We start from the raw sequence: 26,683 nt of genomic DNA on the forward strand, positions 1-26,683 counted from the left end.
GGGGACCGGAACGCTCTGTCATGGCTGCAGGCCCTGGGTCGCGCTCAGGCGCGGTAACGGGTGGGGTCGGCGATGCCCGCCGACTTGAAGCCGTCCGCGCGCAGGCGGCAGGCCTCGCACAGGCCGCAGGCGCGGCCGGCGTCGTCGGCCTGGTAGCAGGTCACCGTCAGGCCGTAGTCCACGCCCAGCGCGTGCCCCAGGCGGATGATGTTGGCCTTGGACAGGTCGATCAGCGGCGCATGGATGCGCATCTGCGCGCCTTCCACCCCCACCTTGGTGGCGAGGTTGGCCATCGTTTCGAAGGCATTGATGAAGGCCGGCCGGCAATCAGGGTAGCCGGAGTAGTCCACCGCGTTCACACCGACGTAGAGGTTGTTGGCGCCCAGCACCTCCGCCCAGCCCAGGGCCAGCGACAGCATGACGGTGTTGCGCGCCGGCACGTAGGTCACCGGGATGCCGCCGCTGCCACCGTCGGTGGGCACCGCGATGTTCGCGTCGGTGAGTGCCGAGCCGCCGAACTGGCCGAGGTCCACCCGCGCCTCGCGATGTTCCTTCGCGCCCAGCGCAGCCGCCACGCGCTTCGCCGCCTCCAGCTCGGCGGCATGACGCTGGCCATAGGCCACCGACAGCGCATAGGTTTCGTAACCCTCGCTGCGGGCGATGGCGAGGCAGGTGGCGGAATCGAGTCCGCCGGAAAGCAGGACGACGGCGCGGCGTGTGGTCATGGGCTTACGCGAAGGTACTGAAGGGAACAGAAGAGGCTGGCCGGGTTCAGGCGGCGGTGTCGAGCGGCACTTCCCAGCCCGGAAAAACCAGCACGGCCGGGTGGCAGTTCAGCGCCCGCGCCAGTGTCTTGGCTCGTTCGACGCCCAGATTGACCCGGCCGTTCTCGATGGCGGAAATGGTGGCTTGCGGAATACCGGTCAGCGCTGAAAGCTGCGACTGACTCAGTTCCTGCAACTCGCGGACGATGCGGACGGAGTCGCCGACAGAGACTTCGATACGTTGCCTGGCAGGACGGAAATCTTTCATGTCATGGCCTCCTGTAGTCATGGGGCGTTACCTGCACGACCTGGATCAACAGGACATTGGCGACCACCTGGTAAATGACGCGCCATTGCAAGCCGAGCCGTGATGAGCGATGGCCCTTCCATTCACCAGCCAGGGCTTCGTCGTGAAAGCCCTTGATTGCCCGCAAACCCGGAGGGCCCGACAGACGGGCAATGTCCTTCCACTTTTCGTAGCGCTTGAGAACCTCGACAGGAACACTGGCGGCAGAGAGTTGCTTGTCCACCCGGCGATGTTCTTCAATCGTCCACATACCGGATTATGGACATACCAATTATGGTATGTCAAAGCGCCTCGGCTCAGGCGCGCCCCAAGCGGGCCAGCGCCGCGCGGAAGTCGCCGACCACCAGGTCGACCGGCACCGCCAGCATCAGGTTCAGCGGCAGGCCGAAGTCCTCCACGCGCATGCCGCTGCGGTCACAGCCGTCGTCCAGCGCACTGCCCTGCCAGCGCGCGACGCGCTCCTTCAGCAGCTCGGCGCTGTCGGCATAGCCGACGCAGCGCTTGCCCAGCGCGACGGCCACGCCCAGCTCGAAGCAGGTGCCGGAATCCGGCTCGGCGCCGCGGAAGGCGTTGAGGTTGGCGAGCACCGCGTCGGCGGCGCGGATCATCGTCAGGTTGCTGTCGAAGATGCCGGCCGCGCTGGTGGCGTCACCGTCCAGCGGTACCAGCGCCTGGTGGCCGGCGGCGGCGCAGGCGGCACGCACTTCGTCGGCCCAGGCCAGCACGTCGGGGCGGAACACGTCGGGGCCGGCGATGTAGATCTTCATGGCGACAACCTGACCCTTACTTGCCGCCCTGCAGGCCGCCCAGCGCTTCGATCAATGCGGGGATGAGGCGCGACAATTCGCCCGTCATCAGCGCGAAGTCGGCGTCGAAGCGTTCGGCCTGGTCGAGACTGTCCGGCACGCTGTCGCGCACCACGTCGAGGAAGTCCAGGCGCTTCACTTCCAGCTTGTCGTTGAGCGTGAAGCTGACGCGGTCGTCATAGGTCAGCGCCAGCTTGGTGACCTGCTTGCCGCCGCCCAGGTGCTCGCGCACGTCCTTGCCGTCCAGCGCGTGGCGCACGTAGCGCACGGCGGACTTCTCGTCGGTCACCGCGCGCAGTTCGCAATCCTGGTCGATGCCGAAGGCGCCCGGGCCGTCGCCATCGGCCAGCCAGCCGGTCATCGCCGCGGCGGGCGAGTTGGCGGTGTCCAGCAGCGTCACCGGCACGCTGTCGGCGGCTTTCAGCAGGGCTTCGATGAAGGGCTCGGCGCCCTTACGGCTGGCGGCGTCGATGACCAGCCAGCCTCCCTTGGGGTCGATCCAGCCGGAGGTGCGGCGGCGCTTGGTGAAGGCGCGCGGCATCAGCTCCTGCACCACCGCGTCGCGCAAGTCCTTCAACTGCTTGCGGCCGGGCTTGAAGCCCTGCTGCGCTTCCAGCAGCTCGGCGCGCTCGGCGACCTCCTGCTTCACCACCGAGCCGGGCAGCAGGCGTTGCTCGACCATCAGGGTCAGCAGCCAGTGGCCGCCCAGGCTGTGCGCGAAGGGGCCGTCGGCCACCGGCGCGATCCACCCGCGCGACAGGGGCTCCTGGCTGCCACAGGGCTGGAAGGGCAGGCGGGTGAGCTGCTCGGCGAGCTGATCGGCGGTCATTTTCCAGCCGGGCTCAAGGCGATAGATTTGAAGATTGCGGAACCACATGAGGCGATACCCGGCCAGGTGGGGAACCCGGCAAAAAGGGACGCATCATAACCCTGCCAACAGGAGCACAGAGACCATGAAATTTTTCAGCAAGGCTTGCATCGGCGGCGTCGCCCTGCTCTCGCTGGCGGGCTGCGGCCTCACCGAGACGGCCACCACGGCCGGCACCGTCGCCGCCGGCAAGGCGGAGGAGGTGAAACGCGGCCAGGAGCAGATCAAGCAGGTGCAGCAGCAACTCGACCAGATCAACGCGCAGGCCGCGCAACGCCTGCAGGAAGCCGACCAGGCGGCCGGCAAGTGAGCGTGCGGCAAGGGGTCGGGCGCATGTCAACGTCGCGGCACCCGCCGCGTTGATGTGCGTCGCCTCGGTCAAAACAGCCGCAGGCCGACCGCAATGGCCGAGCGCCATCGCACACCATTGATTCACGTTAAGGCGCAACCCGCGCAAGGAGCAGATGATGGAACGAAAACCCCGCAACCACGTCCATGTGGCGTTACTGAAACGCCAGGGCGGCGCCGGTGCGCATGACAAGAGCCACAAGCAACGTCGTGCCGCAGCGCGTCGCCAGTTGAGCAGGCAGCTGAAGAGCGGTCGGGACGAAGGCGGTTTTGCGCAGCGCGCCTGAACGGCGTCCTGCGCAAAACCGCTTACGCTCCGCCTGCTGCGACCCACCCACAGGAGGCATCATGAGCATTCGCCGGGTACTACTCGTCGGCGGCGCCGGATTCGTCGGCAGCCATCTGGCGCATGCGCTGTCCGCACGCGGCATCGAACTGCGCATTCCCACCCGACGGGTGGAGCGCGCCCGCCATCTCGCCTTGCTGCCCACCGCCGACGTCGTCGGCGCCGATGTCAGCGACCCGGCGGCGCTCGACGCCCTGTCGCGCGACGTCGACGCGGTGGTGAACCTCGTCGGCGTGCTGCACTCCCCTGAGGGCGTGCCGTACGGCCCCGCCTTCGCCAACGCCCATGTCGACGTCGCCGGCCGCGTCGCCGAAGCCGCGAAGCGCAACGGCGTGCAGCGCCTGCTGCATGTCAGCGCGCTGGGCGCAGCAAGCGACGCCCCGTCCGGCTACCAGCGCTCCAAGGCCGCGGGCGAAGCCGCCGTGCGCAGTGCATTCGGCACGGCAGGGCTGAGCATCCTGCGCCCCTCGGTCATGTTCGGGCCGGGGGACAGCTTCCTGCGCCTGTTCGGACAGCTCGCCCGCCGTTTCCCGGTGTTGCCGCTGGCCGGTGCCGGCGCGCGCTTCCAGCCGGTGTATGTCGGCGATGCGGTGGCAGTGATGCTGCGCGCGCTGGACGACGTGAATGCGCAGGGCCAGTGCCTCACGATGGTGGGGCCACAGGCCTACACGCTGGAGGAGCTGGTCGACTACGCCGCGCGGCAGGTCGGTTGCCCGCGCCGCATCATCGCCCTGCCGGAAGGCCTGGGCATGCTGCAGGCCCGGCTCATGGAGCTGGCGCCGGAACCGGTCATGAGCCGCGACAACCTGCGCTCGATGCGCCAGGACAACGTCGCACCGGACACGCCGCTGCCCTATGGCGTGACGGCGACCCGGCTGGAGGCAGTGGCGCCGCGTTATCTCGCCGACGTGTCGGTACGCGCCGGCTACTCGCCGATCCGCACCCGCGCCCGGCGTGGCGAAGGCTGGTACTGAGCGGACGGTACGGGTCGCATCGGCCCGCACACCCGCCTGGCGGAACGCGCCCGCCAGAGGCGCGGACCGGGGCGCCGGCGTCCGGTAACACATTGCCAAACTTCCCCGCGCGACAGGCCGCCCCGGTGCGGCTTTTCACGGGGCGCGGCAAGGGGCCTTGTGGCACTATCGCCGACATCCTCCAGCCCGTCTGCAAGCCATGAAGAAACTCGTTCTCGCCTCCAACAACAGCGGCAAGCTGCGCGAATTCGGCGCCCTGCTGCAGCCCCTGGGTTGGGAGGTCGTGCCGCAGGCGGCGCTGAACGTACCCGAGGCCGACGAGCCCTACGGCACCTTCGTCGAGAACGCACTGACCAAGGCACGCCACGCGGCGCGCATCACCGGCCTGCCGGCCCTCGCGGATGACTCCGGCATCTGCGTGCGGGCACTCGGCGGCGCACCCGGCGTGCACTCCGCGCGCTTCGCCGGCGAGCCGAAATCCGACGAGCGCAACAACGCCCTGCTGCTGGAAAAACTCACCGGCGTCGCCGACCGCCGCGCGCACTACGTCGCGGTGCTGGTGTGGCTGCGCAGCGCCGACGATCCGCAACCGATCATCTGCGAGGGCGAATGGCATGGCGAGGTGCTCACCGCGCCACGCGGCAGCGGGGGCTTCGGCTACGACCCGCTGTTCTGGCTGCCGCAGCTGGAGCAGAGCGCCGGCGAGATCGACGCCACGCTGAAGAACGCCGTCAGCCATCGCGCGCTGGCCTGTCGCGAATTGCTGGAACGTCTGCAACGCGAGGCCTGAGCACCACGATGGAAACGCTGAACAAACCCGCCATCCTGCGCCGCTGCCGCGAGCGTTTCGCCGACACGCTGCTGAAGGCCGCTGCCAGCCAGGGCATCCGCCTGCCGGAGCTGCTGCAGGCGCTGTCGGATGCTGCGGGCACCACTTTCGACGAGCTGTCCGGCATCAGGAGCCGCCGCGAGTTCGAGGCCAAGCGCAGCCTCACCGCCTCGCGCATCAGCCTGGTGCACCCCGAGGACATGGACCTCACGGTGGCGCTGATCAACCTGTCGCAGAAGCTGACCGACCGCGCCGAGCGCAACCTGTCCAGCCTGCACCTGCGCTTCATGACCCTGCTGGAGCAAGACGACGCCGACGTCGCCCAGCTGCCGGTCGGCCCGGACGCGGTGTGCGCGGCATTGCGCGAGATGCTGGACCACGACGCCATGCGTGGCCCCGGCCGCCTGTCCTTCCCGGCGCAGGCCGAAACCGCGCTGAGCAATACGCTGGCCGAGCTGTACGTGGAGCTGGACAAGCTGCTGGAAGATGCCGGCGTGGAGCAGAAATCGCTGCTGCGCACGTCCGGCGAACGCGCCCCGTTCGGCGGTGCAGGCCTCGAACGCGCGGCCTACGCCGGCAGCAGTGCCGATGGCGCCGCGCCACTGGACGCCGGTCCGCACATTCCCGGCTCGCTGGGCGCGCTGCGCACCGCCTTGTGGTCGCGATCCGCCACCGCCGGCGGGGACGGCCCGCGCGCCGGCATCGACCCGACGCTGGCCTCCGCCATCGCCGACCGCGTGCTCGGCTGGCTGACCGAGAAGCAGCGCGATGCATCCGCCGCCGGCGCATTGAACGTCGGCGAACTGAACCTGCTGCTGCCGCCCGCCTCCGCCGTGAGCCTGGACGCGCTGGGACGCGCCTTCGACATGGTGCTGGCGGATACGCGCCTGTGCCCGGCCCTGCGCCCGGTGCTGGCCACCCTGCGCGTGCCGCTGTTCAAGGCCGCGCTGATCGCCCCCGGCTTCCTGGCCGACGCCAGCCACCCGGCGCGCCAGTGCCTGGATGCGTTGCTGGGCCTCGCCATGAGCATCGACCCGCGCGAGGACGAACGCTATGCCATCGTCCGCTCGCTGCGCGAGCAGAGCGCCGAGTTCGTCGCCCATTTCGATCGCGACCTCGCTGCCTTCGAAGGCTTCCGCGGCCAGATCGACGCGCTGGCGGCCCAGCACATGGCGGCTGCCGTATCGCGCGCCACCGCGCTGATCCCGCTGGCCGAGCGCGAGGTACGCCGCGAACAGTCGCGCCGCCGCGCCGCGCAGGCCGTGCGCGCGCTGACTGTCGGCGACGTGCCGGAGCCGGTACGCGACTTCCTCGAACAGCTGTGGGTGCGCGTGCTCGCCACCCTGCTGCAGACCCAGGGCGAGAAGAGCCCGCAATGGATGCAGGGCCTGGCGACCGCCGACCGGCTCATCTGGAGCATGCAGCCGAAGACCGATCCGGCCGCGCGGGCCGAGCTGGTCGCCGCGCTGCCCCCATTGCTGGAGCAACTGCGCCAGGGCCTCACCCTGATCGGCATGCCGGAGGCGATGCGCGAGCAGGTGCTCAACCGCTTCGTGGCCTTCCACTCCGCCGCGCTGCGCGGGCGGGGCATGGAGGACATCGCCGGTTTCGGCATCCCGCGCCTGGCACCGCCGCGCGTGGACACCGTGACCGAACACCCCGGCCTGCGCCTGGTGCGCCTGCAGCCGGATGCCGAGGCCGACCCGCGTGCGCCGGACTGGATCGCCGCGCTGAAGGTGGGCGACTGGCTGGACCTCAAGCTGCCCGACGGCAGCGCGGCACGCGCCCGCGTCGCGTGGCTGGCCGGCCAGGCGCGCACGCTGCTGGTGACCCACCCGCACGGCGACTTCGCGGCGATCTTCCCCTTGCGCTGGTTGATCACCCAGGCCCAGCGCGGTGACGCTGCCAGCGTGCCGACCAGCCAGGTGCTGGAGCAGGCCGCCACCGAAGCGGCGCGCCGTCTCTGAGCCCATTCCGGATCCAACCTCGAACGACACGATGACCGAAGCTCCCCGGGTCGGCCTTTTCGCCACCTGCCTGATGAACGTCTTCCGTCCCAACCTGGGCCACGCCGCGCTGCACCTGCTGGAGCGCGCCGGTTGCGTGGTGGAGGTGCCCGCCGCGCAGACCTGCTGCGGCCAGCCGACGTACAACAGCGGCGACTTCGACGGTACCCGCGTACTCGCGAAGCAGGTGATCCGCCAGTTCGAGCGTTATGACTATGTCGTGGGTCCGTCCGGCTCCTGCATGGCGACGATCCGCAAGGACTACCCGCGCCTGTTCGACGACGAGCCGGAATGGCGCCGTCGTGCCGACGCGCTGGCCGCCAAGGCGCACGAGCTGCTGTCCTTCCTGGTCGACGTTCGCGGCCTGCAGCTGGACGACGTGCGTTTCGACGGCGTCGCCACCTACCACGACTCCTGCTCCGGCCTGCGCGAGCTGGGCGTGAAGCAGCAGCCGCGCAGCCTGCTCGCGGCGGTGAAGGGGCTGCAGCTCACCGAGATGCGCGACCCGGAAGTGTGCTGCGGCTTCGGCGGCACCTTCTGCGTGAAGTATCCGGAGATCTCCACCCGCATCGTCGACGACAAGCTGGCCGACATCGCCGGCACCGCTGCCGACACCGTGCTGGGCGGCGACCTCGGCTGCCTGATGAACATCGCCGGCCGCGCCGCGCGCGAGGGCAAGGCCTTGCGCGTCTTCCACGCGGCCGAGGTGCTGGCCGGCATGGCCGAAGGGAACGGGCTGTGCGGCGAAGCGGACGACACGAAAGACGCGAAGGAGCCGCGCTGATGCGCTTCGAGACCCCGCGCTTCAAGCAGGCTGCCGTCGTCGCCCTGCACGACGAACGCCTGCGCACCGCGCTGGCCCGCTCGCGCGTCGGCTTCATCGGCCATCGCCAGGCGGCGGTCGACGCGCTGCCGGAGTTCGAGCAGTTGCGCGACACGGCGGCGCAGATCAAGGACCACGTGCTCGACCACCTCGACTACTACCTGCAGCGCTACGAGCAGGCGGTGGTCGCGGCCGGTGGCAAGGTGCACTGGGCGCATGACGACAGTGAGGCGCAGCGCATCATCGTCGACATCTGCCGCGCCGCTGATGCCAAGGTCATCACCAAGGGCAAGAGCATGGTCAGCGAGGAGATCGGTCTCAACGACGCGCTGATCGCTGCCGGCTACGAGGTGGTGGAAACCGACCTCGGCGAATACATCATCCAGCTCGCCAAGGAGCCACCCTCGCACATCGTCGGCCCGGCCCTGCACAAGACCCGCGAGCAGGTCACCGCGCTGTTCGCCGAACACCACGGCCGCGCCCGCAAGGAGACGGTGGCCGAGCTGGTGACCGAGGCGCGCGAGATGCTGCGCGACAAGTTCTTCCGCGCCGACGTCGGCATCACCGGCGGCAACTTCCTGATCGCCGAGACCGGCACCAGCGTCATCGTCACCAACGAAGGCAATGGCGACCTGACGCAGACCCTGCCGCGCGTGCACATCGTGACCAGCGGCATCGAGCGCGTGCTGCCCTCGCTGGACGACCTGCCCGTCTTCCTGCGCCTGCTCGCACGCAGCGCCACCGGCCAGGACACCGAGACCTACACCACGCTGTCCACCGGCCCGCGTCGCGCTGGCGACCCGGACGGCCCCGAGGAATACCACGTGGTGCTGGTCGACAACGGCCGCACCCAGATGCTGGGCAGCCGCTTTCGCAAGATGCTGCGTTGCATCCGCTGCGGCGCCTGCATGAACCACTGCCCGGTGTACGGCAGCGTCGGCGGCCACGCGTATGGCTGGGTCTATCCCGGCCCGATGGGCGCCGTGCTGACACCGATCTACCAGGGCCTCAAGGACAGCTACGACCTGCCCAACGCCTGCACGCTGAACGGCCGCTGCCAGAGCGTGTGCCCGGTGAAGATCCCGCTGCCGGAGATGCTGCGCGAGCTGCGCCACCTGCAGCACGTGGAGCGCGTCGGCCCGCGCCTGCAGCGCAGCGCGCTGGCCGCCTGGCGTTTCGTCGCCAGCCAGCCCTGGCTGTACCGCATCGCCGAGAAGCTGGCGACGACAACGCTGGCGCGACTCGGCGGTGCCGGGCGTCGCGTGCGCAAGCTGCCCTTCGCCGAGGGCTGGACGCAGAGCCGCGACCTGCCCGCCCCGGCGGGCAGCACCTTCCTGTCGCAAGTGCCGCGGAGCAAGCGCGCATGAGCAAGCCTGCTTTCGATCCGGACGTGGACGACCGCCCCAGCTTCATGGAACGCCTCTTCCCGTGGAAGCAGCGCGTGTCGAAGAAGCCGCTGTACCAGCTGGGCGTCGGCCGCGACCTGATCCTCGACACCATCGCCGACCAGCTGGGCCGTGGCCCGCTGCAACCCGCCGCGCGCGCCGCGCTCGCCGAACGCATCAGCCGCGCGCCGCGACACCCGCGCCCCGCACTGCCGGACGATCTGGCCGAGGTGTTCACCCAGCGCATCACCCGCCGCGCCGCCACCGTGCAGACGCTCGCCGACATCGGCGACGTTCCCGCCGCCGTCGCGGCCCACCTGCGCACGCACTGCCTGCCGACGCACATCGCCGTCAGCGACCCGCTGGCGGCGCTGGCCTGGCCCGCGCCGCTACAGGTGCATACCGGTGCCGCGCAACGCAACGAGGCCGTCGCCGTCAGCCTCGCCCGCCTCGCCGTCGCCGAGACCGGCAGCGTGCTGCTGGGCTCCGGTTCCGACACGCCGACCACCCACAACTTCGTGCCGGACGACCATCTCGTCGTGCTGCACCGGCAGGACATCGTTGCTCACCTGGAAGACGCCTGGACCAGCCTGCGCAATCACGGCGGCATGCCGCGCGCGGTGAATCTCATCGCGGGCCCATCGCGTACCGGTGACATCGAGCAGACCATCCAGCTTGGCGCGCACGGGCCGCGGCGGCTGCATATCCTGCTGATCGGTTGAGCAGGACTTCCTGATGGGCGGACCCACTACGCCTGTGTCATGGACAGCCGTGCCCTGGACAGGCAGGCCCGTACCCAGAATCAATCCGTCGAATCCATGATCCCGTCTGACGTCCTGCTTCTCTTCGTCGCCGCCTCGGCCGCCCTGGCGGTTTCCCCGGGCCCCGACAACATCTTCGTCCTCACCCAGTCTGCAATGCACGGCCGCAAGGCCGGGCTGTTGGTGACGCTCGGGCTGTGCAGCGGGCTGCTCGCGCACATCGCCGCTGTTGCATTGGGCGTGGCGGCGCTGCTCCAGACATCTGCCATCGCCTTCACCGCGTTGAAGATCGTGGGAGCGGCTTACCTGCTGTACCTCGCATGGCAGGCATTCCGTGCGGGAGCGACGCAGAGCTTGTCCGCAGCTGAAGCGTCCCTGAGCGCCAGGTCGCTCTATGTGCGCGGTATCGTCATGAACGTGACCAACCCCAAGGTCGCAGTTTTCTTCCTGGCGTTCCTGCCGCAGTTCGTCGATCCGGCCCGCGGGGCGCCCAGCATCCAGATCATCACGCTCGGCGTAGTCTTCATGCTGACGGCGTTGGTCATCTTCAGTGGCATTGCCTGGGGCGCGAGCCGTATCGGCACCTGGCTGAGGCAGTCGACGCGGGCACAGATCGCCATCAACCGGCTGGCCGGAACGGTTTTCGTGTTGCTTGCATGCCGACTTGCCTTGAGCAGGCAAGCCTAGACTGCACCCGGACGCATCACGCAGAGGACTCGCACAGGACTGGATGGCCGCCATGACCCCCGCCACGACCCGTTACACCGCCTTCCTTCGCGGCGTCAGCCCGATGAACTGCAAGATGCCCGAGCTCAAGCGCTGCTTCGAGGCGGCGGGCTTCGAGGACGTGAGGACGTTGTTGTCCAGCGGCAACGTCGCCTTCTCCGCCAGGCCGGACATCGTTCCGGTGCTGGAGAAGCAGGCGGAAGAGGCGATGCAGCGGCACATGGACAGGATGTTCCACACCATCGTCCGCCCGTCCACCTTCCTGCAGTCGCTGATCGCGTCCGACCCGTTCGCGGCCTTCGAGCTGCCGGCAGACGCCAAGCGCATCGTCACCTTCCTGAAGCAGCCCTACGAAGGGCGGCTCGAATTGCCCATCGAGCGGGACAGGGCGTCGATCCTGCGCGTGGACAACACCGAAGTATTCTGCGCCTACGTACCGAACGAGACGGGGCCGGCATTCATGAGCCTGCTGGAGCGCACCTTCGGCAAGGCCGTGACGACGCGGACGCTGGACACCGTGCGGAAGTGTTCCACCGCCTAGCCTGAGCCACGCCCTTCAGGCGTCGCTGCCGACCGCCTGGCAGGCGGACGGGCGCCCGTCCCCGACGATCCGCCGCTGGTGGAAAAGTCCTCGTCCGGGGTCATGGCATGCGGAAAATCCGATCGGGAGCCATGCGTCAGCGGCTCCGTTTCCATCGATTTCCCCGGAGCCTTCCCGTGTCGTCAATCTCCCGCTCACCGCTGTTGCACGCCTTGCTGGCTTGCCTGCTGCTTGCGCTGGCGGGCTGCGGTGGGGGTGGTGGCTCATCGGGCGGCGGTGGCACCGCTGGCAGCGGAACGACTGGCGGCGGCACACCGGCAGCGCAGACGCCCACACCCGCGCCGCTGCCCGCCAACGAGACACCGCCCACCGAGGCAGATGCGGTGCGCTTCCTGACGCAAGCGACTTTCGGTCCCACGCAGACGGCCCTGAACACCGTCGTGGGCAGCGGTTACCGCAACTGGCTGGCGGCGCAGTTCCAGGCCACGGGAGGCGGCTACTCGCCGAATTACTCCTCCGCCATACACACCGCCGGGCTGGCCAACTTCTGCGGCAGCTTCCCCTTCCCCAGTGCCTACCTGCGCGACAACTGCTGGCAGGAGTACTACTCGGCCGAGCCGCTGTCGCGCGAGTTCTACCGCAATGCGGTGTTCGGCAGCGACCAGTTGCGCCAGCGCGTGGCGCTGGCACTCGGGCAGGTGTTCGTGGTGTCGAACGCCGAGGTCGAAGGCACCTACGGCCTGCGCGAGTACCAGCAGACGCTGCACGACAACGCCTTCGGCAACGTGCGCGAAATCCTGCGCAAGGTGACGCTGTCACCGGTGATGGGCACCTACCTGAACATGGTGAACAACGAGCGCGCGGACCCGAACGAGAATTTCGCGCGCGAGCTGATGCAGCTGTTTTCCATCGGCCTGTGCAAGCTGAATGCGGACGGCACGCTGCTGGGCGGCAACTGCCAGTCGACCTATGACAACAACGGCGTGCGCGACGTCGCCTTCGCACTCACCGGCTGGACCTATCCGGCCGGCGGCGTCAGCCCCTGGGGCAGCAACGGCTGGAAGAACTACACCTACCTGCGCGGCGACATGATTCCGGTACCCGCCCAGCATGACCAGACGGCGCGCACCCTGCCGGACGGCTCCACGCTGGCGGCCAGCCGCACGCCGCAGCAGGCGCTGGACCGCGTCATCGACGCGCTGTTCAACCACGCCAACGCGGCCCCCTTCCTCGGCAGGCAACTCATCCAGCACCTGGTGACCAGCAATCCGTCGCCCGCGTACGTGGGCCGCGTGTCGGCGGCCTTCGCCAGCGGCACGGCGCACGGCTTCGGCAACGGCCAGCGCGGCGACATGCGGGCCATCATCGCCGCCATCCTGCTCGACCCCGAGGCACGCGGCGACGACAAGAACGGCGACAACAACTATGGCCGCCTGCGCGAGCCGGCGCAGTTCATCGCCGGCATGCTGCGCGCCACCAACGCCAGCACCGACGGTGCCGGTTTCTATTGGTGGTGGGGCGGCCAGCTGGGGCAGATCGTGTTCAACGCCAACTCGGTGTTCAACTTCTATCCGCCCGACTTTCCGCTGCCGGGCACCACGCTGGTGGGGCCGGCCTTCGCCATCGAGAATGCCAACAGCACGCTTGCACGCGTCAACCTCGGCACCACCATGCTGTACTGGAACGGCATCGCCGCCGGCAGCATGCCCGGCGCCAGCGGCACGCAGGCCGACCTGGCGAACTGGCAGGCGCTGGCCGACAACGCCACCACGCTCGTGGAACGCGTGGAGCGCCTGCTGGTCACCGGCGGCCTGCCCGGCGACGTACGCAGCGGCATCGCGACCGCCGTGGCGGCCCACACCGCCACCAACAATCCCGCCAACTGGCGCAGGGAACGCGTGGCCACCGCGTTCTACCTGGTGCTGGCCAGCCCCGAATACCAGGTGCAGCGATGAGCCGGAGCACGCGCATGGACATGAAGCGACGCAGCTTGCTGAGGGGTGCCCTGTCCGGCACCGCACTCACCGCCGTGGGCGGCCTGCAGGCCCTCTATTCGACGACCGCCAACGCGCAGGCCACCGGCTACAAGGCGCTGGTGTGCGTGGCGCTGTATGGCGGCAACGACGGCGCCAACATGGTGGTGCCGCGCGATGGCCGTCATGCGCAGTACGCCGCCACGCGCGGTGCCCTGGCGATCCCCCAGGCTTCGCTGGCGGCGATCGGGCCGCTGTACGGCCTGCATCCCTCGCTGGCACCGCTGGCTCCGATGTGGACGCAGGGCAAGCTGGCCGCGGTGCTCAACGTCGGGCCGCTGGCGCGGCCGACGACACGCGCGCAGCTCGTCGCGAAAACCGCGCAGCTGCCGGACAACCTGTTCTCGCACTCCGACCAGCAGAACCTGTGGGAGTCCGCCGGCAGTTCGGTGCTGGGCCGCACCGGCTGGGGTGGCCGTCTCGCCGAGGCGCTGGGGCCGGACCCGGTGTTCGCCTTCGGCGGCAGCGGCCGGATCGGCATCGGTGCCACCCGCTCCACCCTGGCCCTGCCGGGCCCCGGCTCCGACTTTGCGCCGGCCGGCTATTTCGGCGGCCCTAACGCGCAACGCCGCGCGATGCTCGATACCCTGGCCACCCGGACACGCAGCAACCACCTGCTGAACGCCTTCGCCGGCATCCAGCGCACCGCGCTGACGCGCAGCACCACGCTGGCGCCGATCCTGAAGATCTCGCCGACGAACACCCCGGCCGAGGTGTTGAACACCCACTTCAACAACCTGCAGGGCGCGCTGGACACGAGCATTGCGGAACAGCTCTACCAGGTGGCGAAGATGATCGCCAACCGCAGCACGGTGGGCGGCAACCGCCATGTCTTCGTGGTGTCACAGGACGGCTACGACACGCACAACGACCACCTGGCACGGCAAGGCGACCTGTTCGCAGAGCTGGCGCCGGCGCTGGTCGCCTTCCGCAACGCCATGCAGGCGCTGGGGGTGGACAACGATGTCACCACCTTCACCCTGTCGGACTTCGGCCGCACGCTGAAACCCAACTCCAGCGGCGGTACCGACCACGGCTGGGGCAACCATCACCTCGTGATGGGCGGGGCGGTACAGGGCGGGCAAACATACGGAACCTACCCCTCGCTGAACCTGGGTGGCACGGACGACTACGGCGTGCAGAGCTGGGAATACCAGGGCCGCTGGATTCCCACCCTGTCGGTGGACCAGTACATGGCGACGCTGGCGGCGTGGATGGGGCTGAATGCCAGCCAGGTCAGCGCGCTGCTGCCGAATCTGTCGAACTTCGGCAGCAGCAACCTCGGCTTCGTCTGAAGCCTGTTGCCGGGGCGCTGCGCTAGCGCAGGTGCACGGCGACGAACCTGGCCAGCACGGCGCCCTGGGCGTCGATCAGTTCCAGCTGACCCGCATCGACGCGCCAGCGGGTGGTCGCGGACAAGGTCTTGAGGAAGGCCGCCTCGTACTCGCCACCCTGCACGCAGGCCATCAGGGTGCCGGCCACCCGGGAGAAGCTGAGGGCCTGCCCGTCGAGGGTGTAACCACCCGTGAAGCGGTTGCATCCACCCGACCCGGCCACGCGCCGCTCCCGGGCCTGCAGGATCAGGTGCGGTTCGCGCCGGGCATCGGCCACGGTGACGGTCTCGTTACCCAGGGAGACCAGTTTCCAGTAGGTGTTCTCCAGCGGCGCATCGGCCACCGGCTGGGCAGGTACCGGCCTGAGCAGGATGTCGGCATGCGTCAGCCCCGAACTGCCCAGCACCGGATAGACGGTGTCGCTGGTGTAGAGCAGTCGATCACCCAGGGTGATGCGTGCGCGCAGGCTGTAGCGCCCGTCACGCGTGAGGCGTGAGGCTTCGACCGGGATGGAGAATCTGACCGGCACGCCGGCAAGCGGCATGCGGATTTCGCCCACGCGTACCGAAGGCGCACCGACGCGCGACACGTCCTCCACGCTCGCTTCGAACTCCGCCTGGGGCGGCAGGGCGATGCGCTCGCGGTAAGTCGCCGTACCGGTAACGAGGGTCGGACCGGCTGCCGGCGTCGTGGCACAGCCGTTCAGGATCAGCAGGGCGCCAAGGCCCGACAGCAGTGCGGTGAGACGGTGACGGATGTGCATGAAGCGGCCCCGGTCTGATCCAGCCGTCATGCTCACCCAGGGCCTTGTTGCTGTCCAGCTTGCGGAACGTCCTCAGCCGCGGCCCAGCATGCTCACGACCTTCACGCGGTCCTCATCCGCATGGTCGCGCCCGTTGCGCGAGCCGCGCAGCGCGCGGTACCACTGGCTCATCGCCTCCCGCGCGGCATCGTGGCTGTCGGCGTGCTCGATCCGGTCGATGAGGTCCGCCGCGGCCACGCCGAGGCTCTCGCGGGCTCGCGACATCATGAACTCGGAGGCGGTCTCCCAGCCCTCCGGCAGTTCGTCGATGACCATCGGCTTCGTCGGCCGCCCGGTCGCGCCGTCGTCGATCATGCCGAGATCGGCCAGGTGGGACAGCAGCCGCGGCACGTCGTGATCGATCAGCAGTTGCGACAGCGTGAAGACCGTGCGGTGCCCGTCGGTGAGCAACAGCAGGCGCCGCAGCGAGGGGCTCAGGCTGCCGTCACGCACCAGCAGGGCCTGGGCGCCGGCGTGGGTCTTGCGGGGGACGGTGGCATCGTCGAATGGCATGTTGGGCATGGCGCTTCTCCTGCAGTGGCTACGTGAAATCTGTCACAAATTGCGGCGCTGCGGTACAAGCCTTGAGGCCGCCTGACCCTTAGTACATCGGCATGGCGACGAACGGCGCCCGGCGCCCACTCCCTGCGTGGTGGCGGCCCGCCGGAATGCCTTGCACTGCAAGGCGGCTGCGGTTGCCGGCATGGCCGGAGGCCGTTGGTCACGACATTCGCCACAAACGTCGAAGGCAGCAAAAACCGCATCGAGAAAGAGCGGTCGGGAATTCCTCTCAAGCCAGGTATTTCCGGTTTTTTGCGGGCCGGGGGCGCCCCTCCCGGCTGCGTTAAAATTGCGGCCGTTCCCCGCCCGTCGTGCCCCCAATGCTTGACCGCCTCAACACCCCCCAGCGCGACGCCGTGAAGTACCTCGACGGCCCCTGCCTCGTGCTGGCCGGCGCGGGTTCGGGCAAGACGCGGGTCATCACCCAGAAGATCGCGTACATGGTGCGCGAATGCGGCATGCAGGCCCGCAACATCGCCGCCATCACCTTCACCAACAAGGCCGCGCGCGAGATGCAGGAGCGCGTCGGCAAGCTGTTGGAAGGCGGCCACGGCAGCGGCCTGACGGTGTGCACCTTCCACGCGCTGGGTGTGCGCATCGTGCGGCAGGAGGCGAAGCTCGCCGGGTTGAAGCCGCAGTTCTCCATCCTCGACTCCTCCGACATCCTGCAGATCATCGGCGAGATCGCCGGTGACGCCGACAAGGCGCGGGTGAAGGCGATGCAGTGGGCCATCTCGTCGTGGAAGAACGCGATGGTGACGCCGGCCGAAGCGGAAAAGCTGGCCAACGATGAAGTCACCTACGCCGCCGCCAAACTGTACCCCGCCTACGAGCAGACCCTGCGTGCCTACCAGGCAGTGGATTTCGACGACCTCATCGGCCTGCCGGTGACCTTGTTCGAGCAGCACCCGGAGGCGATGGAGCGCTGGCAGAACAAGCTGCGCTACCTGCTGATCGACGAATACCAGGACACCAACCGCGCCCAGTACAAGCTGCTACGCCAGCTGGCCGGCGTGCGCGGCGCCTTCACCGCGGTGGGCGACGACGACCAGGCCATCTACGCCTGGCGCGGCGCCGACGTGGAGAACCTGCGCCAGCTGCAGGTGGACTACCCGAAGCTGAAGCTGATCAAGCTGGAGCAGAACTACCGTTCCAGCAACCGCATCCTCGGCGCCGCCAACACGCTGATCGGCAACAACGAGAAGCTGTTCGAGAAGAAGCTGTGGAGCGAGCACGGCCTGGGCGATGCGATCGCCATCAACGTGTGCCGCGACGCGGAGAACGAGGCCGAGTGGGTGGCGACGAAGATCTCCGCGCACCGCTTCGAGACGCGCAGCAAGTTCAGCGACTACGCCATCCTCTACCGCGGCAACCACCAGGCGCGGCTGATCGAGCAACAGCTGCGCAACCACAAGATCCCTTATGTCATATCCGGCGGACAGAGCTTCTTCGACCGCGCGGAGATCAAAGACATCCTGTGCTACCTGCGCCTGATCGCCAACGCGGATGACGACCTGGCCTTCATCCGCGCCATCACCACGCCGCGGCGCGGCATCGGCGCCGCGACCATCGAATCGCTGGGACGCTACGCAGGGCAGCGTCACATCAGCCTGTTCGCCGCGGCCTTCGAGGAAGGCGCCGAGCAGCACGTGAATGCGCGCCAGCTGGAAGCCGTGCGCGAGTTCGGCAACTTCATCAACCGGCTGGAGTTCCGCGCCGCGAAGGAGCCGGCCAAGCGCCTGCTGGAAGAGCTGCTGACCGAGACCGGCTACGAGACCTGGCTGCTGGAAAGCTGCGAGGGCCGCGAGGCCGAAACGAAATGGAAGAACGTGCGCGACCTGGTGGACTGGCTGGGCCGCAAGGGCGAAGAGGACAATAAGAACCTGCTGGAACTCACCCAGATGGTGGCCCTGATCACCCTGCTCGACAAAGGCGAGGAAGGCGCGGACGCGGTGCAGCTCGCCACCCTGCACGCCAGCAAGGGGCTGGAGTTTCCACACGTGTTCCTGGTCGGCGTGGAGGAAGGGCTGCTGCCCCACCAGAGCAGCATCGACGAAGACAAGATCGAGGAAGAGCGTCGCCTCATGTACGTGGGCGTGACCCGCGCACAGCGCGCGCTGACCATCACCTACTGCGAGCGCCGCAAGAGCGCCGGCGAATTGCGCACGGTGGAGGCCTCGCGCTTCATTGCCGAGCTGGGCGAGGGCACGAAACACAGCGGCGGCAGGAACGCCGCGCCGGTGGCCAAGGAAGACGCGCAGGCGCGGCTGGCCAACCTGCGCGCGATGCTCGGCAACAAGCCGGCCTGATCCGGTCCACGCAGCAGGTGCTGCAATGCGGCAGGTACAATGGCGGCCGCAGCGCCCGAGAAAAACCTAGAAGCTGGCGACAAGAAAGAGAGAGCCGTCATGAATCGTCCCCTACACGAACTGCTCGCGGGCAACCGCGCCTGGGCCGAGCGCATGCTCGACAACGACCCGGAGTTCTTCTCCCGCCTCGCCACCCAGCAGGCACCGGAGTACCTGTGGATCGGCTGCGCCGACAGCCGCGTGCCCGCCAACGAAATCACCGGCCTGATGCCAGGCGAAGTCTTCGTCCATCGCAACATCGCCAACGTGGTGGTGCACGCCGACCTCAACGCGCTGTCGGTCATCCAGTTCGCGGTGGACGTGCTGAAGGTGAAGCACATCCTGGTCGTCGGCCACTATGGCTGCGGCGGCGTGCGCGCCGCGCTGACGGACACCCGCGTCGGCCTCGCCGACAACTGGCTGCGCCACGTCGCCGACGTGCGCGACAAGTACCGCGGCAAGCTGGCCGCCATCGACGACCTGCCGACCCAGGTCGATCGCCTGTGCGAACTCAACGTGGCCGAGCAGGTGCTCAACGTCTGCGAGACCACCGTGTTGCGCGACGCCTGGGCGCGCGGCCAGGAGGTGCTGGTGCACGGCTGGATCTACGGCGTGGCCGACGGCATCCTGCGCGACCTCGAGGTCAGCGTGGCACGCGACACCGACGCCACCGACGCCTACGTGGCAGCGGTGGACAACATCCTGCGCTGAGCACGTCGGGCACTGAAACCCCGTACCGGGAGGGCCTGCGCGCAGGGTTATACTCGCGCACGCCTTTCTGACCGCGAGGTTTCGCGCATGTCGCAACCGTTTTTCCACGTCCGTCTTTCCGACTTTCCGGCCTGTCCGCGCGCACAGCGTGGCAACACCCTTACCGGCGTCATGCTGGGTCTGGTGCTGGGGGTCATCATCGCGGTGGGCGTGGCGCTGTACATCAACTTCGGCCGCACGCCACTGCGCGACACGCCCGCGCCGATCAGCTCCCCGGCGACACCGGCCCCGGTCGCGCCGGCGGCCAGCGGCCCGGCCGCACTGCCCGGCAAGCCGGGCGACCAGGCCAACACCGCCCAGCCGCCGAACTTCGACTTCTACAAGATCCTGCCCGGTGGCGATGCCGCCTCGGTACCGGCACCGGCCAAGCCGGCCATCGACAACACCGAACGCATGTTCGTGCAGGCAGGCGCCTTCCAGGATCCCTCCGACGCTGACAACCTGAAGGCGCGTCTTGCGTTGATGGGAATCGAGGCCGGCGTGCAGAAGGTGGATGTGACCGACAAGGGCACCTTCCATCGCGTACGTGTCGGCCCCTTCACTGCCTTCGGCGATGCCGAGGCGGTGCGGGCAAGACTGGCGACGGAAGGGATCGAATCTTCCATCGTGCGGTCGAAGCCGCAGGCTGCCACCAGTGCCGTCAATCCGGCCCGGCCGTGACAGCTCTTTCGAAAGACCACGGAGACCCAAAGAAATGAATCGTCGCAGCCTGTTGCAAACCCTCACCGCCGGCGCCGCGCTGGCCACCCTGCCTGCACTGTCGCAGGCGCAGCAGAAGGGTAAGGACTACGTTGACATCACGCCGCCGCAGCCCGGTGGCACCGGCGGCAATGTCGAGGTGCTGGAGTTCTTCTCCTTCATGTGCCCGCACTGCCATGAGTTCGAACCGCGCCTGCAGCCCTGGGTGAAGAAGCTGCCGCCCTACGTGAGTTTCAAGCGCGTGCCGGTCGGCTTCGGTCGTCCGGACTGGACCGCGCTGGCGCGCATGTACCTGACGCTCAACGTGATGGGCCTCAACGAGAAGCTGGACGCCAAGGTCTTCGAGGCCATCCACACCCAGCGCGTCGCCCTGCACGACGAGAAGACCCGCAACGAGTGGCTGGCCAAGCAAGGCGTAGACGTTCCCAAGTTCAACGACACCTGGCGCAGCTTCGGCGTCGAGTCCCAGTTCAAGCGTTCCGAGCAACTGGCGCGCGACTACAAGGTGCCGGGCGTGCCGGCGCTGGCCATCAACGGCCGCTGGATGGTGAACGCCGGCGAGAACGTCTTCAAGGTCTCCGACCAGTTGATCGCCCAGGCCCGCGGCAGTAAGTAAGCCCGCGCCACCTCCTGAATGACCGCCCCTCGCGTCTTCCTCACCGGTGCCGGTAGCGGCATCGGTGCGGCGCTGGCGCGCCATTACGCAAAGCAGGGGGCGGTCATCGGCCTCGTCGGGCGGCGCGCGTCCGTGCTGGACGCGCTGGCCGCCAGCCTGCCCGGCCGGCATTTGTGCCTGCCGGCGGACGTCGCCGATCCAGCCTCGATCCAGCAGGCTGCGGCCCGCTTCATGGACGAAGCCAGTGTGCCGGACATCGTCATCGCCAACGCCGGCATCTCGGTCGGCACCCTGACCGAAGAGCTGGACGACCTCGGCGCCTTCGCGGCCGTGCTGCGCACCAATGTGCTGGGCATGGTGGCCACCTTCCAGCCCTTCGTGACCGCCATGCGCGAGCGAGGCAGCGGGCGGCTGGTGGGCATATCCTCGGTGGCCGGGGTGCGCGGCCTGCCGGGCGCGGGCGCCTACAGCGCCTCGAAGGCCGCCGCCGCACGCTATCTGGAGAGCCTGCGCGTGGAGTTGCACGGCAGCGGCGTGCGGGTGGTGGAGATCCGCCCCGGCTACATCGCCACGCCGATGACGGCTATCAATCCCTACCCCATGCCGTTCATGTTGCCGGCCGACGAAGCCGCACGCCATTTCGCGCGCGCCATCGAGCGCGGTTGCGCACGCGCCACGATTCCCTGGCAGATGGCACTGGTGGCGCAAGGGCTGGCGCACCTGCCGGCCTGGCTGTACGACCGGCTGTTCGCGCGGGCGCAGCGCAAGCCGCGCGGGTTGCCGCTATGACGCTCAACGCTTGAGCTGGATGGCGGCGACGCGCGCTTCCGGATTGACCTGCGAGGCACCGAAGTAATGTCTGTCGCCGAGGCTGAAGACGAACTGGCACCAGGCCTCCTTGCGCGTGAACCAGTCGATATTGACGCAGTAGGCACCACGATCATCAATGCGCCAGGTTCCGGCGCCGTTTTGCACTGGCGCCTTGGGTAGACGCGGGTTGCTCGCGCGCGCCACGAAACTACCATCTTCAAGGTTGGTCCAGTGTCGCTCCATGCCCGTGTCGGCCATGCTGACGACCTCGGTTTTCGGCAATAACTGGCGCACTTGCTCGGAGTTCAGCGCCGTGGCACCCGCCGCGCGCAGTTCGGCGACGGTGGTGGGTTCGGCCAGCGCACCCAGCGACAGCAGGGACAGGCAGAGACAACTGGCAAGACGACAGGTCGCAGGCATGGCGGCACTCCGGTAGGGAGGTCGCATGCTAGGTACGCCACCTGTTGCCTGCAAGCACCCCGACGGGCGGGTCAGCCCCGGTCGCGCATCAGGCCTTGCGGGTGAAGACGAGATCCCACACACCATGCCCCAGGCGCAGCCCGCGCGCTTCGAACTTGGTCAGCGGGCGGTAGTCCGGACGCGGCGCATAGTCGGACGCGGTGTTCTGCAGCAAGGGTTCGGCCGACAGCACTTCCAGCATGTGCTGCGCGTATTCCTCCCAGTCGGTGGCGCAATGCAGGTAGCCGCCGGGCGCCAGCCGCGCCGCCAGTTCATGCACGAAGGCAGGTTGCAGGATGCGCCGCTTGTGGTGACGCTTCTTCGGCCAGGGGTCGGGGAAGAACACATGCACGCCGGCCAGCGAGTCCGGCGCGATCATGTCGCGCACCACCTCGGTGGCATCGTGCTGCATGACGCGCAGGTTGGTGAGCGCCTGCGCCTCGATCAACTTGCACAGGTTGCCGACGCCGGGGCCGTGCACCTCGATGCCGATGAAGTCACGCTCCGGTTGCGCAGCGGCGATCTTCGCGGTGGTGTCGCCCATGCCGCAGCCGATCTCCAGCACCACCGGCCCCTGGCGGCCGAAGGTGCTGGCGTAGTCCAGCGGCGCCACCGCGTAGCGGATGCCATGGCGCGGCAGGCCTTCCTCGATGGCGCGCTTCTGCGCGTCCGACATGCGGCCCTGGCGCAGCACGAAACTGCGGATCGGCTGGCGCGAGAAGCGCGGCGCGGCCTCGGGCTCGGCGGCTTCCGGGGCGGGCGGGACGTGGTCGGGCGGCGTGGCGGACATCGTGCTGCGGGCGGGGAAAACAGGGGCGCCATTGTGCCCTGCCGTGCGTCGCGGCGCGAGCATCGCCCTCCCGGCACCGACAGACAATGCAGTGCAGCAGTGCTAGGCTGGCGACCCGTTCATCGTTGCCGATACCCGATATCGATGACCCAGCCCGCCCGCATCGCCTGCCTCGTCGCCGCATTCGCCCTCCCCGGTGTGTTGTCGGCCTGCCGGGCGGCCCCGCCGGCCGCCGAGATCGAGCAGCCCGTCATCCTTGCGGTAACCAGTCCTGCCCACCTGCAGGACCCGCCCTGGCTGCAGCAGACCGCCACCCGTGCAGGCGGCCGCCTGCGCTTCCGTGCCGCCATTTCGCCCGATACGGCCGCTTTTGTCCTGAGCTGCAGCGCGACCGACACCGGCTGCGGCCAGACCATCGCCCGCCTGCGCAGCCAGCCCGGCGTGCGCCTTGTCGAACCCGACCAGAAGGTACGCGTACCGTGACCCTCACACGCCTTCCCGCCCTGCTCGCCCTGTCATTGCTCGGCCTGCACGCCCTGCCCGCCGCGGCGCAAGCAGAGTCCGCCCGCGTCATCGTCAAGTACCGCAACGGGGATGCGATGGCCGTTGCCGCCAGCGCCCAGGTGCAGGGCGTGAGCGCCGCTGCCAGCCAGCTCGGGGTTCGTGCAGGCGTCGCCCTGCGTGGCAAGCGCTTCGTCGCCCCGACCACCCAGGTGGTGGTGGCCGATGGCATGAGCTCGCGGGCGCTGGCCGACCAGTTGATGCGCCAGGGGCTGGTGGAGTACGCCGAGCCGGACCTGAAGGCGCAGGCGATGGCCACCGCCGGCGACCCGATGTACAACAACCAGTGGTACCTGCAGAGTGCGCAGTTCGCCGCCATCCGTGCCGACCAGGCCTGGGACGTCACGACCGGGAGCAGCGGTGTCGTCGTGGCGGTGCTGGACACCGGCGTGCGGCCGAACCACCCGGACCTGACAGGCAAGTTCCTGCCCGGCTACGACTTCATCAGCGAAGACCCGAATGGGGGTTTTGCCACCGCCAACGACGGTGACGGTCGTGACCCGGACCCTGCCGATCCCGGCGACTGGGACGCCAGCGTCGCCGGCAGCCGCAGCAGCTGGCACGGCACGCGGGTGTCGGGCGTGCTGGCGGCGCAGACCAACAATTCGCTCGGCGTCGCAGGCGTCGCCCAGCAAAGCCGCATCCTGCCGGTGCGGGTGCTCGGCGTGGTGGGCGGCTACGTGTCCGATATCGTCGCGGGGATGCGCTGGGCTGCGGGGCTGCCGGTGCCCGGCGTGCCGGATAACGCCAACCCGGCGCGGGTGCTGAACCTGAGCTTCGGCGGTCAGTCGGAGTGCAGCCAGACCTACCAGTCGGCGATCAATGACATCAATGCGCGCGGCGCGACCATCGTCGCGGCAGCCGGCAACTTCACCGGGCCGGTGCTGAGCCCCGGCAACTGCAGCGGCCTGCTGACCGTGGCGGGCGTCCGCCACACCGGCAGCAAGGTGGGCTACAGCAGCCTCGGGCCACAGGTCGGCATCTCGGCACCTGCCGGCAACTGCGTGAACCTGGCGAACAACCAGGAGTGCATCTACCGCATCGACACCACCACGAACGTCGGCACCACATCGCCCGGCGCCGACGGCTACACCTCCAGCACCAACCCGAACGGCAACGTCGGCACCAGCTTCGCCGCGCCGCAGGTTTCCGGCGTGGCCGCCCTGATGCTGGCGCTCAACCCCAACCTGCAGGCTGCTGAAGTGATCGCGCGCATCAAGGCCGGGGCCCGTGGCTTCCCTGCCTCCGACCCGCAGCAACCCGGCCTGCCGGTGTGCCCGACAGTGGGCGCGACCGGCAGCAGCACCGAGGGGCAATGCCTATGCACCACCAGCACCTGTGGCGCCGGCCTGCTGGATGCCAGTGCGGCGGTGGGCCTCGCCCGCAACCCGATGGCGCGCATCGCGGCGCTGCCGGCCAGCGTGACGCCGGGTGCCGTGCTGACGCTGGACGCCACGAGCTCGGGCGCGATGCCGGGCGCCACCGTGCAGAGCTACGCCTGGTCGCTGAGCGGCACCGCCGGCACCCTGACCAGCCCCGCACAGTCCACCACCAACCTGGCCTTGCCGACGGCGGGCAGCTACACCGTGACCCTGACCGTCACCGACAGCAATGGCCGCACGGATCAGCAGCAGACGACCGTACAGGCCGTCAGCCCGGCGCCGCCACCGGCCAGCGGTGGGGGCGGCGGCGGAGGCGCCTTCGGTTGGGTGGGCCTGGCCGGCCTGCTGGGCGCGGCCTACGCCGCACGGCGGAGCAGCCGCTCCGTGACGGCCCAGGCGCTGCCGCCCAGATAGCCGTAGAGGTGGGCGGCCAGCGCCAGCGGGAAGCCCATCGGGCCCAGGCTGCCGGCGGGCACCTGCATCTCGGCGAGCGCTTTCGCCAGGCCGCCGATCCACAGCAACCAAGGCAACACGCCCCCCCGCGCACGCGTCAGCCGCAGGCACAGCCAGGCGAAGCCGCCGTGCAGCACGCCCGACAGGCCGACGTACCACTCCACCGGCCACACCTGCAGGATCAGCCCGGCGTCCACGGTCATTGCGGCACACAGCAAGGCCAGCAGGAAATCACCGAAAGACCGGACGCGCTGCGCGGCCCAGCCCAGCACCGCCAGGGCGGCAAGGTTGATGGCGAGGTGAGCGGGGCCGAGGTGGGCGAAATGGGCACCGATCAGGGGTAGCGGCGCCCACGGCGCTTCGCGCTGCCAGCCCAGCATGGACACGGGATTCGCTGGCGCCAACGTCGCCAGCAGGGCCAGCACGCCGAGCGCGCACAGCGCCAGCAGGGCCGGGCGCGTCACGCGGTCGGCGCCAGGCGTGCCTGCCACGGCCGGCTCAGCCGCCGATGAGGCCGGTGGTCGGCGAGCTGGGCGACGCGGAGTACAGCTTCTTCGGCATCCGGCCGGCGCGGAAGGCCTCGCGGCCGGCTTCCACCGCCTTCTTCATGGCGCCGGCCATCAGCACCGGGTCCTGCGCCAGGGCGATGGCGGTGTTCATCAGCACGCCATCGCAACCCAGCTCCAGCGCAATGGCGGCATCCGACGCGGTGCCCACGCCGGCATCCACCAGCACCGGCACCCTGGCCTGCTCGATGATGAGCTTGAGGTTCCACGGGTTGAGGATGCCCATGCCGGAGCCGATGAGGGACGCCAGCGGCATCACCGCCACGCAGCCGATGTCTTCCAGCATCTTCGCCTGGATGGGGTCGTCGGAGCAGTACACCATCACCTGGAAGCCCTCGCGCACCAGCGTCTCGGCGGCCTTCAGGGTCTCCGGCATGTTGGGGAACAGGGTGTGCGGATCGCCCAGCACCTCCAGCTTCACCAGGGTGTGGTCGTCGAGCAGCTCGCGCGCCAGGCGCAGGGTGCGCACCGCGTCGTCGGCGCTGTAGCAGCCGGCAGTGTTGGGCAGATAGGTGAATTCGGAGGGCGGCAGCGCATCCAGCAGGCTGGGGGCGTTGCGGTCCTGGCCGATGTTGGTGCGGCGGATCGCCACGGTGACGATCTGCGCGCCGCTGGCAATCACGGCGCGGCGGGTCTCGTCGAAATCCTTGTACTTGCCGGTGCCCACGAGCAGGCGGGAGCCGTACTCGCGGCCAGCGATGATCAGCGGGTCGTTCATCAAAGTCTCGCGAAGGTCAGCCGCCGCCGACAGCCACCACGATCTCCAGCCTGTCGCCGTCGGCGAGTGCCGTACCGGCATGCAGGCCGCGCGGCACGATGTCGCCGTTGCGCTCGACGGCCACGCGCTTGCCGGTCAGCGACAGCTCGTCCAGCAAGGTGGCGACCGTCGCGCCGACGGGCGCCTGGCGGGCCTCGCCATTGACCTGTAGTTGCAGCATCGGAGTCGGGTATTCGGGGCGGGGAAGCATGCTTCCGGCGGCTGCCATGAAGCGTGTCGAGGATAGCACGCGCGCC

31 protein-coding genes are annotated in these 26,683 nt (G+C 69.0%); 19 read left to right on the forward strand and 12 right to left on the reverse strand.

Annotated features, from left to right (window positions below):
* Window positions 1–44 precede the first annotated feature (44 nt).
* Genes queC through VVD47_RS11595 form a run of 5 tightly spaced genes read right to left on the reverse strand, consistent with a single transcriptional unit; the run spans window position 45 to window position 2,754 of the window.
* On the reverse strand, window positions 45–725 hold the full coding sequence (gene queC, locus VVD47_RS11575) for a 7-cyano-7-deazaguanine synthase QueC (RefSeq protein ID WP_327603619.1): 681 nt from the start codon (window positions 723–725) through the stop codon (window positions 45–47).
* A gap of 46 nt (window positions 726–771) precedes the next feature.
* Entirely contained in the window at window positions 772–1,032 is a 261-nt protein-coding gene (locus tag VVD47_RS11580) for a helix-turn-helix domain-containing protein (RefSeq protein WP_327603620.1), read from the reverse strand.
* Window position 1,033: 1 nt separating this feature from the next.
* Window positions 1,034–1,321, reverse strand: coding sequence for a type II toxin-antitoxin system RelE/ParE family toxin (locus tag VVD47_RS11585; RefSeq protein ID WP_327603621.1), 288 nt, complete (start codon window positions 1,319–1,321; stop codon window positions 1,034–1,036).
* Between the two features lie 46 nt (window positions 1,322–1,367).
* Complete coding sequence (locus VVD47_RS11590; protein ID WP_327603622.1) at window positions 1,368–1,838, reverse strand: nucleoside 2-deoxyribosyltransferase; 471 nt, start codon at window positions 1,836–1,838, stop codon at window positions 1,368–1,370.
* Window positions 1,839–1,854: 16 nt separating this feature from the next.
* Window positions 1,855–2,754 (reverse strand): recombination-associated protein RdgC, encoded by a 900-nt coding sequence (locus tag VVD47_RS11595; RefSeq protein WP_327603623.1) that lies wholly within the window; start codon window positions 2,752–2,754, stop codon window positions 1,855–1,857.
* A gap of 76 nt (window positions 2,755–2,830) precedes the next feature.
* Between VVD47_RS11595 and VVD47_RS11600 the strand changes: the two genes are divergently transcribed.
* The 12 genes from VVD47_RS11600 to VVD47_RS11655 all read left to right on the forward strand — a co-directional run bounded on the left by VVD47_RS11600 (window position 2,831) and on the right by VVD47_RS11655 (window position 14,812).
* A complete protein-coding gene (locus VVD47_RS11600; RefSeq protein ID WP_327603624.1) occupies window positions 2,831–3,055 on the forward strand; it encodes a hypothetical protein in 225 nt (74 codons plus the stop codon).
* Between the two features lie 157 nt (window positions 3,056–3,212).
* Entirely contained in the window at window positions 3,213–3,380 is a 168-nt protein-coding gene (locus VVD47_RS11605; RefSeq protein ID WP_327603625.1) for a hypothetical protein, read from the forward strand.
* A 61-nt stretch (window positions 3,381–3,441) separates the two neighbouring features.
* Complete coding sequence (locus VVD47_RS11610) at window positions 3,442–4,413, forward strand: complex I NDUFA9 subunit family protein (RefSeq protein ID WP_327603626.1); 972 nt, start codon at window positions 3,442–3,444, stop codon at window positions 4,411–4,413.
* A 199-nt stretch (window positions 4,414–4,612) separates the two neighbouring features.
* Window positions 4,613–5,203 carry an RdgB/HAM1 family non-canonical purine NTP pyrophosphatase gene (rdgB, locus tag VVD47_RS11615; RefSeq protein ID WP_327603627.1) on the forward strand — a complete coding sequence of 197 codons (591 nt, stop codon included), beginning with the start codon at window positions 4,613–4,615 and terminating at the stop codon, window positions 5,201–5,203.
* 8 nt (window positions 5,204–5,211) lie between these two features.
* On the forward strand, window positions 5,212–7,209 hold the full coding sequence (locus tag VVD47_RS11620) for a DUF1631 family protein (RefSeq protein WP_327603628.1): 1,998 nt from the start codon (window positions 5,212–5,214) through the stop codon (window positions 7,207–7,209).
* Between the two features lie 31 nt (window positions 7,210–7,240).
* A complete protein-coding gene (locus tag VVD47_RS11625; RefSeq protein WP_327603629.1) occupies window positions 7,241–8,032 on the forward strand; it encodes a (Fe-S)-binding protein in 792 nt (263 codons plus the stop codon).
* Complete coding sequence (locus VVD47_RS11630) at window positions 8,032–9,438, forward strand: LutB/LldF family L-lactate oxidation iron-sulfur protein (RefSeq protein WP_327603630.1); 1,407 nt, start codon at window positions 8,032–8,034, stop codon at window positions 9,436–9,438. The genes VVD47_RS11625 and VVD47_RS11630 overlap by 1 nt, the downstream gene beginning before the upstream one ends.
* Window positions 9,435–10,178: a LutC/YkgG family protein gene (locus VVD47_RS11635; protein ID WP_327603631.1), complete on the forward strand. Its 744-nt coding sequence runs from the start codon at window positions 9,435–9,437 to the stop codon at window positions 10,176–10,178. The genes VVD47_RS11630 and VVD47_RS11635 overlap by 4 nt, the downstream gene beginning before the upstream one ends.
* A 39-nt stretch (window positions 10,179–10,217) precedes the next feature.
* A complete protein-coding gene (locus VVD47_RS11640) occupies window positions 10,218–10,904 on the forward strand; it encodes a LysE family translocator (RefSeq protein ID WP_327603632.1) in 687 nt (228 codons plus the stop codon).
* A 52-nt stretch (window positions 10,905–10,956) separates the two neighbouring features.
* Window positions 10,957–11,484 carry a DUF1697 domain-containing protein gene (locus tag VVD47_RS11645; protein WP_327603633.1) on the forward strand — a complete coding sequence of 176 codons (528 nt, stop codon included), beginning with the start codon at window positions 10,957–10,959 and terminating at the stop codon, window positions 11,482–11,484.
* Between the two features lie 176 nt (window positions 11,485–11,660).
* Window positions 11,661–13,439, forward strand: a complete 1,779-nt coding sequence (locus tag VVD47_RS11650) for a DUF1800 domain-containing protein (RefSeq protein ID WP_327603634.1) — start codon at window positions 11,661–11,663, stop codon at window positions 13,437–13,439.
* A gap of 14 nt (window positions 13,440–13,453) precedes the next feature.
* On the forward strand, window positions 13,454–14,812 hold the full coding sequence (locus tag VVD47_RS11655) for a DUF1501 domain-containing protein (RefSeq protein WP_327603635.1): 1,359 nt from the start codon (window positions 13,454–13,456) through the stop codon (window positions 14,810–14,812).
* A gap of 22 nt (window positions 14,813–14,834) precedes the next feature.
* Here VVD47_RS11655 and VVD47_RS11660 read toward each other — a convergent pair whose 3' ends face one another.
* Both VVD47_RS11660 and VVD47_RS11665 read right to left on the reverse strand, forming a co-directional pair.
* On the reverse strand, window positions 14,835–15,614 hold the full coding sequence (locus tag VVD47_RS11660) for an META domain-containing protein (protein WP_327603636.1): 780 nt from the start codon (window positions 15,612–15,614) through the stop codon (window positions 14,835–14,837).
* Between the two features lie 72 nt (window positions 15,615–15,686).
* Window positions 15,687–16,175 (reverse strand): hypothetical protein, encoded by a 489-nt coding sequence (locus VVD47_RS11665; protein ID WP_327603637.1) that lies wholly within the window; start codon window positions 16,173–16,175, stop codon window positions 15,687–15,689.
* A 359-nt stretch (window positions 16,176–16,534) separates the two neighbouring features.
* On the opposite strand from VVD47_RS11665, the gene VVD47_RS11670 reads away from it, so the two are divergent.
* The 5 genes from VVD47_RS11670 (at window position 16,535) to VVD47_RS11690 (ending at window position 21,437) form a co-directional block, all read left to right on the forward strand.
* Window positions 16,535–18,523: a UvrD-helicase domain-containing protein gene (locus tag VVD47_RS11670; RefSeq protein ID WP_327603638.1), complete on the forward strand. Its 1,989-nt coding sequence runs from the start codon at window positions 16,535–16,537 to the stop codon at window positions 18,521–18,523.
* Window positions 18,524–18,622: 99 nt separating this feature from the next.
* Window positions 18,623–19,273 carry a carbonate dehydratase gene (can, locus tag VVD47_RS11675; RefSeq protein ID WP_327603639.1) on the forward strand — a complete coding sequence of 217 codons (651 nt, stop codon included), beginning with the start codon at window positions 18,623–18,625 and terminating at the stop codon, window positions 19,271–19,273.
* An 87-nt stretch (window positions 19,274–19,360) separates the two neighbouring features.
* Window positions 19,361–19,993, forward strand: coding sequence for an SPOR domain-containing protein (locus tag VVD47_RS11680; protein ID WP_327603640.1), 633 nt, complete (start codon window positions 19,361–19,363; stop codon window positions 19,991–19,993).
* Between the two features lie 34 nt (window positions 19,994–20,027).
* Window positions 20,028–20,648, forward strand: a complete 621-nt coding sequence (locus VVD47_RS11685; protein WP_327603641.1) for a thiol:disulfide interchange protein DsbA/DsbL — start codon at window positions 20,028–20,030, stop codon at window positions 20,646–20,648.
* Between the two features lie 18 nt (window positions 20,649–20,666).
* Window positions 20,667–21,437, forward strand: coding sequence for an SDR family oxidoreductase (locus tag VVD47_RS11690; protein WP_327603642.1), 771 nt, complete (start codon window positions 20,667–20,669; stop codon window positions 21,435–21,437).
* Window positions 21,438–21,440: 3 nt separating this feature from the next.
* Here the strand turns inward: VVD47_RS11690 and VVD47_RS11695 are convergent, their stop codons facing one another.
* Entirely contained in the window at window positions 21,441–21,878 is a 438-nt protein-coding gene (locus VVD47_RS11695; protein ID WP_327603643.1) for a hypothetical protein, read from the reverse strand.
* A gap of 88 nt (window positions 21,879–21,966) precedes the next feature.
* A complete protein-coding gene (gene trmB / locus VVD47_RS11700; RefSeq protein ID WP_327603644.1) occupies window positions 21,967–22,707 on the reverse strand; it encodes a tRNA (guanosine(46)-N7)-methyltransferase TrmB in 741 nt (246 codons plus the stop codon).
* Window positions 22,708–22,851: 144 nt separating this feature from the next.
* Between trmB and VVD47_RS11705 the strand changes: the two genes are divergently transcribed.
* Both VVD47_RS11705 and VVD47_RS11710 read left to right on the forward strand, forming a co-directional pair.
* Window positions 22,852–23,190, forward strand: a complete 339-nt coding sequence (locus VVD47_RS11705; protein WP_327603645.1) for a hypothetical protein — start codon at window positions 22,852–22,854, stop codon at window positions 23,188–23,190.
* Entirely contained in the window at window positions 23,187–25,064 is a 1,878-nt protein-coding gene (locus VVD47_RS11710; protein ID WP_327603646.1) for a S8 family serine peptidase, read from the forward strand. The genes VVD47_RS11705 and VVD47_RS11710 overlap by 4 nt, the downstream gene beginning before the upstream one ends.
* Here the strand turns inward: VVD47_RS11710 and VVD47_RS11715 are convergent.
* From VVD47_RS11715 to thiS, 3 genes are read right to left on the reverse strand one after another with little or no spacing between them, the layout of a single operon-like run.
* Entirely contained in the window at window positions 25,007–25,594 is a 588-nt protein-coding gene (locus VVD47_RS11715) for a rhomboid family intramembrane serine protease (RefSeq protein WP_327603647.1), read from the reverse strand. The genes VVD47_RS11710 and VVD47_RS11715 overlap by 58 nt on opposite strands.
* 7 nt (window positions 25,595–25,601) lie before the next feature.
* On the reverse strand, window positions 25,602–26,387 hold the full coding sequence (locus VVD47_RS11720) for a thiazole synthase (protein WP_327603648.1): 786 nt from the start codon (window positions 26,385–26,387) through the stop codon (window positions 25,602–25,604).
* Between the two features lie 16 nt (window positions 26,388–26,403).
* On the reverse strand, window positions 26,404–26,607 hold the full coding sequence (gene thiS / locus VVD47_RS11725) for a sulfur carrier protein ThiS (RefSeq protein ID WP_327604645.1): 204 nt from the start codon (window positions 26,605–26,607) through the stop codon (window positions 26,404–26,406).
* Between the last annotated feature and the right edge of the window lie 76 nt (window positions 26,608–26,683).

This window comes from Uliginosibacterium sp. H1 (genome assembly GCF_036017065.1).
In the GTDB taxonomy this organism is placed as follows: domain Bacteria; phylum Pseudomonadota; class Gammaproteobacteria; order Burkholderiales; family Rhodocyclaceae; genus Uliginosibacterium.

Bases quoted from the DNA above. Each gene is read 5' to 3' on its own strand.
- VVD47_RS11595 (WP_327603623.1), bottom strand. From the start codon at position 2,754: ATGTGGTTCCGCAATCTTCAAATCTATCGCCTTGAGCCCGGCTGGAAA.
- VVD47_RS11680 (WP_327603640.1), top strand. From the start codon at position 19,361: ATGTCGCAACCGTTTTTCCACGTCCGTCTTTCCGACTTTCCGGCCTGT.
- VVD47_RS11590 (WP_327603622.1), bottom strand. From the start codon at position 1,838: ATGAAGATCTACATCGCCGGCCCCGACGTGTTCCGCCCCGACGTGCTG.
- VVD47_RS11720 (WP_327603648.1), bottom strand. From the start codon at position 26,387: ATGAACGACCCGCTGATCATCGCTGGCCGCGAGTACGGCTCCCGCCTG.
- VVD47_RS11670 (WP_327603638.1), top strand. From the start codon at position 16,535: ATGCTTGACCGCCTCAACACCCCCCAGCGCGACGCCGTGAAGTACCTC.
- VVD47_RS11620 (WP_327603628.1), top strand. From the start codon at position 5,212: ATGGAAACGCTGAACAAACCCGCCATCCTGCGCCGCTGCCGCGAGCGT.
- VVD47_RS11655 (WP_327603635.1), top strand. From the start codon at position 13,454: ATGGACATGAAGCGACGCAGCTTGCTGAGGGGTGCCCTGTCCGGCACC.
- VVD47_RS11665 (WP_327603637.1), bottom strand. From the start codon at position 16,175: ATGCCCAACATGCCATTCGACGATGCCACCGTCCCCCGCAAGACCCAC.
- trmB (WP_327603644.1), bottom strand. From the start codon at position 22,707: ATGTCCGCCACGCCGCCCGACCACGTCCCGCCCGCCCCGGAAGCCGCC.
- VVD47_RS11640 (WP_327603632.1), top strand. From the start codon at position 10,218: ATGGACAGCCGTGCCCTGGACAGGCAGGCCCGTACCCAGAATCAATCC.
- VVD47_RS11600 (WP_327603624.1), top strand. From the start codon at position 2,831: ATGAAATTTTTCAGCAAGGCTTGCATCGGCGGCGTCGCCCTGCTCTCG.
- thiS (WP_327604645.1), bottom strand. From the start codon at position 26,607: ATGCTGCAACTACAGGTCAATGGCGAGGCCCGCCAGGCGCCCGTCGGC.
- VVD47_RS11690 (WP_327603642.1), top strand. From the start codon at position 20,667: ATGACCGCCCCTCGCGTCTTCCTCACCGGTGCCGGTAGCGGCATCGGT.
- VVD47_RS11695 (WP_327603643.1), bottom strand. From the start codon at position 21,878: ATGCCTGCGACCTGTCGTCTTGCCAGTTGTCTCTGCCTGTCCCTGCTG.
- VVD47_RS11660 (WP_327603636.1), bottom strand. From the start codon at position 15,614: ATGCACATCCGTCACCGTCTCACCGCACTGCTGTCGGGCCTTGGCGCC.
- VVD47_RS11645 (WP_327603633.1), top strand. From the start codon at position 10,957: ATGACCCCCGCCACGACCCGTTACACCGCCTTCCTTCGCGGCGTCAGC.
- VVD47_RS11635 (WP_327603631.1), top strand. From the start codon at position 9,435: ATGAGCAAGCCTGCTTTCGATCCGGACGTGGACGACCGCCCCAGCTTC.
- VVD47_RS11685 (WP_327603641.1), top strand. From the start codon at position 20,028: ATGAATCGTCGCAGCCTGTTGCAAACCCTCACCGCCGGCGCCGCGCTG.
- VVD47_RS11605 (WP_327603625.1), top strand. From the start codon at position 3,213: ATGGAACGAAAACCCCGCAACCACGTCCATGTGGCGTTACTGAAACGC.
- VVD47_RS11610 (WP_327603626.1), top strand. From the start codon at position 3,442: ATGAGCATTCGCCGGGTACTACTCGTCGGCGGCGCCGGATTCGTCGGC.
- rdgB (WP_327603627.1), top strand. From the start codon at position 4,613: ATGAAGAAACTCGTTCTCGCCTCCAACAACAGCGGCAAGCTGCGCGAA.
- VVD47_RS11705 (WP_327603645.1), top strand. From the start codon at position 22,852: ATGACCCAGCCCGCCCGCATCGCCTGCCTCGTCGCCGCATTCGCCCTC.
- can (WP_327603639.1), top strand. From the start codon at position 18,623: ATGAATCGTCCCCTACACGAACTGCTCGCGGGCAACCGCGCCTGGGCC.
- queC (WP_327603619.1), bottom strand. From the start codon at position 725: ATGACCACACGCCGCGCCGTCGTCCTGCTTTCCGGCGGACTCGATTCC.
- VVD47_RS11580 (WP_327603620.1), bottom strand. From the start codon at position 1,032: ATGAAAGATTTCCGTCCTGCCAGGCAACGTATCGAAGTCTCTGTCGGC.
- VVD47_RS11630 (WP_327603630.1), top strand. From the start codon at position 8,032: ATGCGCTTCGAGACCCCGCGCTTCAAGCAGGCTGCCGTCGTCGCCCTG.
- VVD47_RS11585 (WP_327603621.1), bottom strand. From the start codon at position 1,321: ATGTGGACGATTGAAGAACATCGCCGGGTGGACAAGCAACTCTCTGCC.
- VVD47_RS11625 (WP_327603629.1), top strand. From the start codon at position 7,241: ATGACCGAAGCTCCCCGGGTCGGCCTTTTCGCCACCTGCCTGATGAAC.